Annotated in this window: 9 protein-coding genes; 3 read left to right on the forward strand and 6 right to left on the reverse strand. The window is 49.9% G+C overall.

Features of this window, described 5'->3' with window-relative positions; all coding sequences use genetic code 11:
• Nucleotides 1–181: 181 nt before the first annotated feature.
• The 5 genes from BUB73_RS14655 to BUB73_RS14675 form a co-directional block, all read right to left on the reverse strand.
• A complete protein-coding gene (locus tag BUB73_RS14655; protein WP_073161157.1) occupies nucleotides 182–2,050 on the reverse strand; it encodes a sensor histidine kinase in 1,869 nt (622 codons plus the stop codon).
• Nucleotides 2,038–2,760 (reverse strand): response regulator transcription factor, encoded by a 723-nt coding sequence (locus BUB73_RS14660; protein ID WP_073161156.1) that lies wholly within the window; start codon nucleotides 2,758–2,760, stop codon nucleotides 2,038–2,040. The genes BUB73_RS14655 and BUB73_RS14660 overlap by 13 nt, the downstream gene beginning before the upstream one ends.
• Before the next feature lie 25 nt (nucleotides 2,761–2,785).
• Nucleotides 2,786–3,637, reverse strand: a complete 852-nt coding sequence (locus BUB73_RS14665; RefSeq protein ID WP_073287022.1) for a hypothetical protein — start codon at nucleotides 3,635–3,637, stop codon at nucleotides 2,786–2,788.
• A 95-nt stretch (nucleotides 3,638–3,732) separates the two neighbouring features.
• Nucleotides 3,733–5,127 (reverse strand): COG3014 family protein, encoded by a 1,395-nt coding sequence (locus tag BUB73_RS14670; RefSeq protein WP_101478459.1) that lies wholly within the window; start codon nucleotides 5,125–5,127, stop codon nucleotides 3,733–3,735.
• A gap of 105 nt (nucleotides 5,128–5,232) precedes the next feature.
• Nucleotides 5,233–5,781, reverse strand: a complete 549-nt coding sequence (locus BUB73_RS14675; RefSeq protein WP_073161153.1) for a PEGA domain-containing protein — start codon at nucleotides 5,779–5,781, stop codon at nucleotides 5,233–5,235.
• 153 nt (nucleotides 5,782–5,934) lie between these two features.
• Here BUB73_RS14675 and BUB73_RS14680 point away from each other — a divergent pair, with 153 nt between their 5' ends.
• The 3 genes from BUB73_RS14680 to BUB73_RS14690 are packed head-to-tail and all read left to right on the forward strand — an operon-like array spanning nucleotide 5,935 to nucleotide 9,845.
• Complete coding sequence (locus BUB73_RS14680; protein ID WP_073287028.1) at nucleotides 5,935–7,704, forward strand: ABC-ATPase domain-containing protein; 1,770 nt, start codon at nucleotides 5,935–5,937, stop codon at nucleotides 7,702–7,704.
• 17 nt (nucleotides 7,705–7,721) lie between these two features.
• Complete coding sequence (locus tag BUB73_RS14685) at nucleotides 7,722–8,432, forward strand: hypothetical protein (protein ID WP_073287031.1); 711 nt, start codon at nucleotides 7,722–7,724, stop codon at nucleotides 8,430–8,432.
• 3 nt (nucleotides 8,433–8,435) lie between these two features.
• Complete coding sequence (locus BUB73_RS14690; protein ID WP_073287034.1) at nucleotides 8,436–9,845, forward strand: hypothetical protein; 1,410 nt, start codon at nucleotides 8,436–8,438, stop codon at nucleotides 9,843–9,845.
• A 7-nt stretch (nucleotides 9,846–9,852) separates the two neighbouring features.
• On the opposite strand, the gene BUB73_RS14695 is transcribed toward BUB73_RS14690, so the two are convergent.
• Nucleotides 9,853–10,794 (reverse strand): FISUMP domain-containing protein, encoded by a 942-nt coding sequence (locus BUB73_RS14695; protein WP_139259235.1) that lies wholly within the window; start codon nucleotides 10,792–10,794, stop codon nucleotides 9,853–9,855.
• Between the last annotated feature and the right edge of the window lie 457 nt (nucleotides 10,795–11,251).

Here is an 11,251-nt window from a genome sequence, read left to right on the forward strand (position 1 = left end):
CCTTTATGGTTGCTGGGTTATACAGCTTGCCCTTGTACTTAAAAAATACATAAAAGCGGAAGCCGCGACAAAAGGCTTGCTTTCTAGCACGGCTGAGCAGCAGTATTTTCTGCAAAAAATACATTATTAAGTTCGCAAAAAATGTTGCAAACTTAAGTTTTATCGGTAACAAATTATTTAACTAAAGGTCCAGCGGCGGGAAGTGAATCTTGGTGCGCAAACCGGGATTTGCGTTTTCCAGTTCGATCTTCAGGTTGGTCAGGGTGCAGAGCTTCTTGACCATGGAAAGACCGATACCTGTTCCACTTGTCTGGCGGGTCATTTCGTTTTCGACGCGGTAGAATTCCTGGAACACCTTCTTCATTTCGGAGGCAGGAATACCGGGGCCGAAGTCACGGACCGCAAGGTACATGTCAGTACCCTTGATGGCCAATTCGATATTGATCATCTTGTAGTCCGACTTCTTGCTGAACTTCAGGGAATTGTCCACCAGGTTCATCAGAATCTGCATAATGGCATCGCGGTCAATTAGCAATGCGATGTTGCTTGCATCCGTATCCGAAGAAACGGTCAGCTCGAAACCCTGCTTTTCTACGTTCTTGCTGTAGGTGGCGATAAAGTCGTCTAGCACAGCCTTGGGGCGTTCCCTGCGTAGCTGCACGTTCCAGCGGTTGCCATCCAGTTTTGAAAGGTTCAGCACATTCTGGATCAGTCGGGAAAGTCTGTCGGCTTCGCTGGCGATCTGGTTATAATACTTCTGTCGTTTCTCGTCGCTGACCACCCAGGAATTCTGCAGGAGTTCCGCATACATCTTGATGGCGGTAAGAGGCGTTTTCAGCTCGTGGGTAATTGCAGAAACGAAGTCCTGACGCTTGGTGGCCAGAGCCATCTTACTTTGGATGAAACGGTAGATGGTCCAGAGGGCGATTGCGATAAAGATCAGCAGGATGATTCCCGAAATCAGGGTGACCATGCTTCCGATGTTCGTCGCTTCGCTGGCGAACATAGAGAATCGAATGCTATCGTAGGGCTTGGCTAAGAAGAAGAACTTCTTCAGGTAATGGGAAGATGTTCTACGACCGATGGTAGAAATCGTCTGACCGTTCAGGGAAATTTCGATGGCGTAAGGGGAATAGACGTAGTCTTTTAGTTTGTCCTGAGCGATAAAGTTCAGGTAACGGAACATGTCTACGGCAAAACCCTGAATAACGGGCATCTTACCGATAAGGATTCGTCTGTAGAAGACGATCGTATCGTTAATGGCCCTTGCCTGGAAGTTGGAAATGTCGACGTTGGTATTTGCCCCGGAGAATGCCAGCAGGTCCGTCTGCAGAGTGGAGTCATCCTTCTGGGTTTCGGCGATATAGGTGATAGCTTCGTCTTCCGATGTGGTTTCCGTTCTCACGGGGAGGGCGAAGTCGGGCATTTCATCGTACAGCTGGTCGATGGTTTCCGTGGAGTCCATCATCTGGGTGGCTCGCTTGGGAAGACCGTTCTTGATGTCCAGGGTGTCCAGGAGGTGCTGAATCTGGTCGCGGGTCTTTTTACGTTCTTCGCGGTGGTCGAACAGCGCGTTGTCCCAGATGGACTTGCCGATAAGGGTTGTTGTATCCGGGTAGAACGGTGTAAGCAGATCTCCGTTATGGGAAATCTGGAAGTGACCAATCAAGCCTTTGGTACATTGATAGTTGGGGTCGTATTCGCAGAACGGACCGATGCGGTCGGGGAATACGAAAAAGTCAGAGAGCAGGCTTCCGCTTCCGCCAATGACGGCAATGGAGTTCAAGATGCCGTAGGCTTTATAGGAACGGCGGTTTTCCTGGTTCAGGTCCTGCAACAAGGCAAGTTCAAACGTGGAAAAGGCCTTCTGGATATCTTCCTGGACGTTGCGTTCGTTAAGGTCTCGAGCCTGACGGTAAGACTGCACGAATATGATCGTCAGCGGAACTGCGATAATCAGGAAAATGGAAATAAACACCAGGCGTTCCTTGATGACCGCCTGGTGCTTTTTAACGTATGAGAGAGCTTCTTTGAGACTTATCTTTCGCATTCGGGTGCAGAGCGCATCTGATAGCCTTCACCGCGGAAGGTCACCAGCAGTTTCGGGTGAGAAGGATCGTCTTCAATCTTCTTGCGGAGCTTGGTGATGTGGATGTCCACGGTACGGGTATCCACGGATTCAGCATTTTCGTAACCCCAGACCTTGCGGAGCAGTTCGGAACGGGGAACGGCGTGGTCGCGGTTAGTCCACAAGTATTCGAGAATTTCGATTTCCTTGCGGGTAAATGCCAGTTCTTCGTCACCGCGGGTACCGGTGTATTCGCGGAAGTTCACCTTGAGGTTACCGGCAACAAGCTTGCCTTCGTTTTCCATGCTCTGACGGCTACGGCGGAGCACTGCTTCGATACGGGCCAGGAGCATGGGAACAGAGAACGGCTTCGGAATATAGTCGTCAGCACCGAACTTGAGACCGTTGATGATGTCTTCGTCGGCATTCTTTGCAGAAAGGATGATGATGGGCAGGCTCTTGTCCTGTTCGCGGATCTTGTCGCAAACGGTAAAGCCGTCCATGCCCGGGAGCATCAGGTCCAGAAGTACAAGACCGTACTGGCCGGTCAGGGCTTCTGCGAGGCCGTCTTCGCCGTTGATTACGTGCTTGACGCGGTAGCCATTCAGCTCGCAGAGGTCGATGAGGCCTTCTGCGATGGCGATTTCGTCTTCGATAATGAGAATGTTTGTGCTGCTAGTATTCTGAGTCATCTATGTACCTAAAAAATTTGCCGAATTAGATTGCGAGGCCCACACCCACTTCAACGGTCATGTTACCCGGATCGACTTCGCTGGGATAGTCGCCGCCGAAGTAGTACTTGAAGTTGGCGTATGCGGCAATGGGGATGATAGGGAGCTTGGCGCGCATACCCACCAGCACGTGGCCGCCGATAGAGGTGTTGAGGCCTTCGTCAAGAGCCTTGTCCTGGATGTTGTGCTGTACGGTTTCACCCATGGTCTTTGCCTTTGCGTTGGCTTCCTGAATCTGCTGGTCTCTAGCTGCAGGATCGGTTTCTTTTGCTGCGCCCTTGTACAAATCTGCAAGTTCGCCAAGGTCGCCAACGACGTTTCCGACGATACCGGAGGTGAAGCTCTGGTTAAGCACGAAGGAGTTCATGTAATAGGTGATACCGCCGCCGATGTAGGGGCGGATAATGGGCAGGGAAGTAATGGGGTAAGTGATGGAGAGGTCGCCGTTCATGGCTACGAACTTGGGGTTGGCCTTGCCGAAGGGGGTGCCGCCCAGTTCAATTTCCAGGGGGATTTCCTGGGAAGAACCATCTACCGGGTTGTTCACGAAAAGGCTTGCGTCGTAAGAACCGAACTGGAAGTTGACGGTAGCTTCAACGTCGATAATGGGGAGAATGTCTACCCACAGCTTGAAACCGAAACCCTGCATGGTGCCGTCAAAGCCGCCGTGCTGCAGGCTGATACCGGTGTTGTCGTCAATTTTGGCGATGTCGGCAGGCTTGTCCATGCCCTTCATCTTGGTGCCAAAACCAGGTGCATAGTGACCACCGATACCGATAATTGCAAAAGACTGGGAGGCGAGCAAGGCGCCTGCTGCAATAAGAGCCTTAAAATTCATATCTACTCCTTAGAAAAGATTTTGGAATCAAACTAAATAATATTTTCCAAAAAGCAAACCGCAAATTGGCCGAAATGCCTTTTTTAGAGGCTTTTTTAGCGAATAGCGGGGATAATCAGGAATACTTTCTGTCCGCGGGCAACCTTCAGGTCCTTAAAGGTGTACTCTCCAGCGTATCCGCCGTTCATGCCGGTTGCCTTGACGGTCACGTTGTGGACGCCGGTTTCTACCGGGGTTCGGGACATATAAATGGAATTGGGCATAAAGAGACCGATGCGCAGGTCGGCCTGTTCCAGCTGGCTCTGGGCCACATCGGTGCCAAGACTTGTCACTAAATTCAGGAGGACGTTGTCCGTCTTCATGGCCTTCTTGGCCTGCTGTGCGGCAATGGTTCGAAGGGTCACGCGAACGGCGGTACGGGTAATGGTGGTAGGCGTTTCTTCCTTGATGTTCTTGTCCAGTTCGGCGTTCACATCCATAATTTTTTCCGGAGAAAATCTCTGGCCGTCCACACTTACGTCAAAGCCCTTGACTCGCTGGGGCAGGGTCTTCTTTTCGGGGAGGGAGAATCCGATATGGAACGTCTCACCGTTTCCGCCGGAGACCGGCGGGGCTACCAGCGTGAAGGAACTGATTTTCCCGGTCTGCGAATCCTTGTAGTTTAGATGCATGACTCCGCCACTGACAAAAGTTCCGGACATGTACAGTTCACCGAGAATGGGGCTATGTCCGGCATAACCGATAACGATAATTTCCTGCCCAAGTTCGCGTGCCTTGGAGGCTGTGGGAGTGGCTGCCAGGGGTTCGTGCTTCAGGTCTTTCAGGTTGTCGGCGCGGTCTGTGCGGCGCAGGTTCTCGTTGACGAATTCCCAAACTTCCTTGGGCATCTTGATATTGCCTTCGTCGAAGGCCTTCACGGCCTGAACGTAAGAAATGGCGGCATCGTCGCTTTCACCTGCCAGGTCGTAAACCAGGCCGCAGAGGTAACGCAAAAAGCCGTTGTCGTTGACCTTTTCGTTATCCTTCTGGTAAAGTCTTTCCAAGGCTAGCTGGGCTCGCTTGACTTCAACCATGGCTCCGTCCACATCGCCCATGGCCAGGTAGTTCAAAATTTGCAGTTCGTGGAGCACCACAATTTCAAAGGGGCGGGCTCTGTAGGGGCGCACGTTGTCGTTGGTAACTACGGCTGCCGCTTCGTTGGTGACGGATCTTGTATAGAGGTCGTCGTAAATTTCTTCGGCCTTGTCCAGGTTCAGGGCGCTTTCCTTGAAGTCCCTGTTGTAATGGTGGAGGGTTCCCAGGTCGAAATAATAGAGGAACTGGCTGTTGGAACCGTACAGGTCCTTTTCTTCTTTCTTGACCTTGTGGATGGCTCCGTCGAAGCCGTCCTTTTCCAGGGCAGGGGCCAAGGCTTCGTAGCGGGTCATGGACTTGTTGGCGCAGGAGCAAAGCAAAAGGGCTGCGGCCAAGAGTAGTAAGAGACGTTTCATTGTCGGTTCCTTCTTTGTTACTGCTGCAAATTTAATTTTTTTAAAACAAAAGAAGCCTGGCGGTTAAGCCAGGCCTCCGTCAAACTTGGTGTCTGAAGTCGAAAATTACTTCTTCTTCTTCTTGCCGGTAGCGTCGAGAGTGACTTCGACAGTTTCTTCACCCTTAACGGTTACGAGTGCTTCAGCAGACTTGCGGTTGGAGCATTCTGCGCGAACCACGTGGTCACCTGCATCCAGGTTGTGGACGGTAAGGGGAGCGCCATCGGTCTTGTCAGCCTGGTCGCCATCAACGAAGATGATGCACTTGCCAGGATTGGTGGTCACCTTGATGTGGCCCTTGGGAATCTTGGTGCCGAAGTTGAAGTCATTGCACTTGTTCTTGCCCGGCCAGATGTTCACGCGCTTGTTCACCAGTTCGAAACCCTGGTCGATCACCACGAGGGTCTGACGGCCAGACTTGACGGTCACGTTTTCGATGGGGCTCTTGCCGAGAGGTTCGCCACCCAGGAACACGTCGCTGTTAGGAGGTTCAGTGATAATGTTGACCACTGCGTTCTGGTTGCGAGGAGGAGGTTCGTCGCCATCGCAATCGGCAGCGAAGACGTTGATGGAGAGGAATGCCACCATCAGGGCGAAAATATACAGTTTCTTCATGGATTACTCCTATTAAGTTTGCGTTAAAAAATACAAAGTTTTACTGGAATTTAATTTTTTTTTGTGAAAAAGTTTGTTTAAAGTGAAGAGTGTACAGTGAATAGTGAATAAAAAATTGGGAAAAAGGGGTGTAGGATTGTTATTTTTGTTTTTATGAAAGCTCTTTATCAACGAATTCGAATGCTGAATGGCAAAAACTATGGCCTCTACAAGTCTCTCGGCGACAAACCTTGGGATTTTGGGGACTTCGAACTGGAATTTCTCCATGTGCAGGGGGATCCCTACGCTCCGGCATCCAGAATCATGATAAAGGCGGACCTCCAGATGCTGGGCTACGGTTCGGAATGGGGTGTAGAGTTTGAACGTCGTCTGGCCCTCAGCGATTTTCTGTATCGCAGGCTTAGCAAGCTGGTGCTGGAACGCTACCCGGATAAGGATGCCGCGGTAATCTTCGATGTGTCCGGCCCCGAAATGCTGGTGCGCAATTCCCTGTGGATCGATAACGGCGTGTTGCGTGCGGTCCTTCAGGTGCGTCTTCCTGGCGATGGCCGCAAGATCCAGGCGGAAGCGGCTGCCGAAATTTTGACCATGGTCCTTCCGGACTTGGTTTCAGCCGGTCTCTATTATAGCAAGAGCGATGAGACCGCCCTGGATGCCCACTATCAAGTGCTGGCAGACCGTCGCGCCATCCTTGGCGAACTGGATTCCCGCGGCCTGGCCGCCTTTGTTCCCGACGGAGCCGTGTTGCCCCGCGCTTCGGGGATTTCCGAAGATCCTATGGAAGGGGCGATCCCCTTCAAGTCTCCCGACGAAATGGCTGTCGTGCTGAATGTGAACGGTCGTGAAATCCGCGGCATGGGAATTCCCAAGGGCATTACCGTTATTACCGGTGGCGCCTTCCATGGAAAGTCCACCTTGCTTCAGGCGTTGACTCGTTCTGTTTATCCCCATGTTCCCGGCGATGGCCGCGAAGGCATTGTCATCGATGAAACTGCCGTTCGCGTGGGTGTGGAGGATGGCCGCAGTGTCCGCGGAACGGACTTGTCGCAGTTTGTCCGTAATCTGCCCGGCGGCGTAAGCACCAAGGAATTTACGACGGCGGGTGCGTCGGGCTCTACAAGCGAAGCGGCCAACCTGCTGGAAGCTATGGAAGCTGGCGCCTCTACATATCTTATTGACGAAGACTCCTCGGCGGTGAACTTCCTTATCCGCGATGTCCGCGTCCGCAAGCTGTTGGGCGATGACCGCGAACCTCTGATTCCCCTGACCGACCGCATCCGTGATATTTGCTATCCGCAGAGCGGTTCTGATTGTGGTGGCGCAGAGTCCTCTGTTGCGGCCCGCAGTTTCATTCTCGTGGCAGGTGCCTGTGGCGACTACCTGGAACTTGCAGACAACATTATTGTCATGGCCAACTACAATGCGGAATGTGCAAAGACTGCGGGCAAGGCCTGCGAAGTCCTGGGGGCCGCACCCGCTGTGACGACGGACCTTCCCGCCTTTGTTCCCCCGGTTAGCAGAACTTTCTCTGACTATGTCAAACCCTTACAGCCTTCCATCAAGCCCCTGTCCGCCGTGGAACGTCAGGTTAAAGTCAAGCTGAACGGAGACTACATTGTTCAAATCGGCTTCCTGGTTTCGGATACCAGCCGCCTGGTGACCCTCGCCGGAAAGCAGCAGCGTTTTGGCGCCGGTTTTATGCTGCTGAATCTTTGCCAGAGTGCGGCCAGTGCCGACGAATCGTCTAAATCTGCCGTGCTGCCGGGGGATTCCATTACCGACGCTATCGCCAAACTTTGCGACAAAATCAAGAATGTTGGTTTCCGTAATTTGCCCCAGGGTATGAGTCGCGAAATGAGTCTGCCTCGCCCCGTGGACATCGCCTGTGTGCTGTTCCGCCTTCGCGATATGGGCCGAAAGTAACGGAAAGGAATTGGAGAATGGTGGCGAAGTTGCTTCATATTCTGCTATGTGCAGCGGCGCTAGCCTTGGTGGCTTGCAATGGATACTACTATGAAGACTATACCCAAACCTTGAATCGTTATGAATTGAAGGTGGCGAATTTTGTGGAACTGGATTCCATCATTCTTCGCCAGGATTCTCTGGATGTAGACTTGTTTTATCCGGATACGATTGTAAAAGTGTCGTTGAAACATGACCACCGCTTTAGAAATTACCAGCCGATGGATTCGACTCTTTTGACCAATTCGGATTCTGCGTCTGCCACGATGGTCACATTGTCCGTAAATAGGGCGAATTCTTCTGCAAATCCCTTGTCCTTTGAATTCAAGATGGATATTGAGTATGCTGCGACGGATTACGCAGGTGATGATCATATACCCTATTGGAGTGGTGTTTCCACTACGCGGTTCTATTTGGATATTTTCGGCTGCAACGATATTAACTGCGAAACCGCAGAGAAAATTGTATGGCACAATGGCAATTACTCCAATGTACTGGTTCTTGGCCCCGATGATTTCAAGTTTTCCAAAAAAAACTTTGAGCAGTTTTATGATGGAGACTGTTCCGACTACACCAAGGAATATTCCTTCAACCTAAAAATTGACCATCCCCGTATCAAGCTGGATGCCGATATTCAGCAGGGGTATATAGAATGTCGTGAAAAAGTGCCGAGTGGAAACTGGGGGTAGTATATGTTAAGATTTTTATTGCATATCGCCCTGTTGTTCCTTCTGGTATCTTGCGGGGAAGATTTTTTTGGTCCGGAATCCCACACAAAGCCTGTGGAACTTTATGAGCTGGGGCTAGATAATCGGGCGCCTGTCGGATATGTATTGGCCGAGAATGATTTTACGGTTCGCAGGTTCTACTACTACGCCGTCAATGAAAAACTGAAAGCTGTTGGCGACACCGTATTTGCAAAGCCGGCTAAGGATCTAGTAAGTTTTGAATTTCCCGCAAGGAACATTGAATCCGAGACGGTGATGTTTGTTGCCGAATTGCAGGCCGATGATTCCGTGACGGTAAAGCTTCAATCCTTGACGGAGGTGGGGCGTAAAAACGAATTTATACTCAGCACGGCAAGTACTTTGCTAACCCCGCGAGTCATGGAATTGATGCGGCAGGGTTACCCGGTCTATACTGCAAAAAATATGGCGTTACAGGAGCTACAGAGACAACTCAATGTTCGTGAGGAACTTTTTGATATCGAAGATGTAGATGTTCCCTATGAAAATTATGACACACGTTGTGTAAATTGTGATGTTCGGACAATCTGCACCCGCTCCAATTTCGTCGTTTATGCCTGGTCCTTCGTAAGGCAGAATAACAGTGCTTCCGGGTATAGGGATTTTCTTGATAGTGTCAAGGCGGACTTTGCAGAAGATGGAATCCTGAATGAAGAACATGTCGTCGTGCCGATTGTGGATTATGGACTTATGAACTTGACGCTCATTTCCCGCGATATGGATTCTCTAGTTTCCTCAATGAAGCTAATCTGGGATACAAAGTATTCTAGGAATGGTAGCGGTCATTCAGATAGTTGGTATCATAGGGATTACTGCGGCAGTATGAGGCAATTTGCCGGGGACTGGCAAAGCAAAATGCTAAACCATTTTTTAGGCTTTGGAAAATGCAATCGCGATAACCTATTTGAAGTTCTGGATAATCCTTTTGAAAGTGGCGCTTCCCAGGATGAGAAGTTTATTTGTGATATTCGCAGTGCCAATGGGCATTACGGGTCGAATGTTTGTGATACGAGCTTCGCTTGGCGCCCCCTTACACAGAATGAAAAAGACCTTGGACTCTGCATTAGTGACACTGCCCTTGTGCGTGAAATTTATGCATTTAAGGATTCTGTCAAGTACAAGTGTGCTCCAGATGGAAACTGGTACAAGGTGATTTCTTACGATGAACTCAGAAAGTCAAGGGAGTGTCGTTCGACGGTAATCTACTACATCGAGGACATTGAAGAATATCACTCCCGCGCTTACCACAATGGTGAAGGGAAATATCAGCCCTTTGACCTTATTGATGGGGCCTGTAAAGTTAGGCTAGAGCCTCGTTGGAAAGAAGATGACAAGTATTTTGGTCGTTGCTATTAATGGCACTTTACTTTGTCAACTCGTCTGCAGTAGAATCTTTGTCTACGGTAGAATCTTCATCTGCAACGGGATCGTCCGCACTTAAATCATCTTCTGTAATCTTGATGCATCGGATGGAGTAGCCTTCTTTTCGAAGGCGAAATTCGCTCGAGGCGTTTGCGCGGTTTGCCGCCAGCACTTTGATGACGGAATGTAAGTTGTTGTATTGGGTTGTGTGAAAGTTTGCGTTTTCCCCAACGTATTTCATGGATCCGTCATGGAACAAATAACCCGTGGGAATGGCAGAAAAACCTACACGATCGGATCCAGAATTGGTGTTCCACAAAGTTGTCTTTGCCTTTAGCGCCTTCCCTGCGGTGGAGAATCCTCCGAACTTTTGGAGCAGGTCGTCAAACTCGTTGCTGCTAGGCAAACGCCACCCTTCTGGGCAAATTCCCGTTATGATTTTGGGCGAGGGTGTCGTGTCGAGCAAGTAATCATCATAGTTAGTGGAAATGTTGTATCCTTCCTTTACAAACTCTATGGAGTCAACGGCGGCGCCCCACGTGTAGAGCCTTCCGAAGATATCGCAATAGTCTTGGATGGAAGAATCGCCTCCGCACCACATCTTTCCCTTAAGGGAGGGCGTGTTTACGGAGTCCGCGTAGTTGAGGTTTTGAGCCATCCAGGTCTGGTCTTCAATTTGTACGGTCCTGTATTTTTTCCCGTCGCGTTTGTCTGTAATTTCACCATAGGAAATGTCGGGGTTGAATACGTCGTCTAGTTTGTATGCAGAGGAGCTGGATTGTGCGCTACTGGAGGAACTTCTTTTGACGGGGATGTTTTCTATTCTGTTATGCCAGTCGTCGTTGGATCCACCTGTTGGACTTGAATCTTCGGCGCATGCGACGAAAAAGAGGGCGGCAAACGTTAAGAAAATGGTTGTGACGATGTTTTTCTGGCTTGTCATGGGAATAAAAATACAATAAAAGGGACTTTTTTCTACTTCGTTGATGATCAATGAGTTAGAAAATCGAAGAAAATAGGGCTTGTTTTGCTGGGTGTCAAAAGAAAGCTGTGGATAAAAAGTTGATAAGTTGTAGTTTTTGTGGATTAAAAACAGTTATCTTTGAAAAATCGCAAAAAAAGTGAATTTTTTTGCAGAAACGCCCTTGACATTCATCCAGAAAATTCTATAATTGGCCTCACCTCCGAACGAGACAGCCGAAACGCTGAAACGGACGGAAGCGAGAACCCGAGAGGCTCTCGAGAAGATTGAAGGAATCGGAGATGTGCTTAGTGACGGCCCAAGAAATTTCTTGGAATTAGTCGAATACGAACGTGATTACGGGACCAAGACTTTAAAAAATTAATGAAGAGTTTGATCCTGGCTCAGAACGAACGCTGGTGGCGTGTCTTATACATGC

The sequence above is a fragment of the Fibrobacter sp. UWH6 genome, assembly GCF_900142465.1.
In the GTDB taxonomy this organism is placed as follows: domain Bacteria; phylum Fibrobacterota; class Fibrobacteria; order Fibrobacterales; family Fibrobacteraceae; genus Fibrobacter.

Coding starts and splice junctions, on each gene's coding strand:
- BUB73_RS14660 (WP_073161156.1), bottom strand. CDS start 2,760: ATGACTCAGAATACTAGCAGCACAAACATTCTCATTATCGAAGACGAA.
- BUB73_RS14675 (WP_073161153.1), bottom strand. CDS start 5,781: ATGAAGAAACTGTATATTTTCGCCCTGATGGTGGCATTCCTCTCCATC.
- BUB73_RS14690 (WP_073287034.1), top strand. CDS start 8,436: ATGTTAAGATTTTTATTGCATATCGCCCTGTTGTTCCTTCTGGTATCT.
- BUB73_RS14655 (WP_073161157.1), bottom strand. CDS start 2,050: ATGCGAAAGATAAGTCTCAAAGAAGCTCTCTCATACGTTAAAAAGCAC.
- BUB73_RS14685 (WP_073287031.1), top strand. CDS start 7,722: ATGGTGGCGAAGTTGCTTCATATTCTGCTATGTGCAGCGGCGCTAGCC.
- BUB73_RS14665 (WP_073287022.1), bottom strand. CDS start 3,637: ATGAATTTTAAGGCTCTTATTGCAGCAGGCGCCTTGCTCGCCTCCCAG.
- BUB73_RS14695 (WP_139259235.1), bottom strand. CDS start 10,794: ATGACAAGCCAGAAAAACATCGTCACAACCATTTTCTTAACGTTTGCC.
- BUB73_RS14680 (WP_073287028.1), top strand. CDS start 5,935: ATGAAAGCTCTTTATCAACGAATTCGAATGCTGAATGGCAAAAACTAT.
- BUB73_RS14670 (WP_101478459.1), bottom strand. CDS start 5,127: ATGAAACGTCTCTTACTACTCTTGGCCGCAGCCCTTTTGCTTTGCTCC.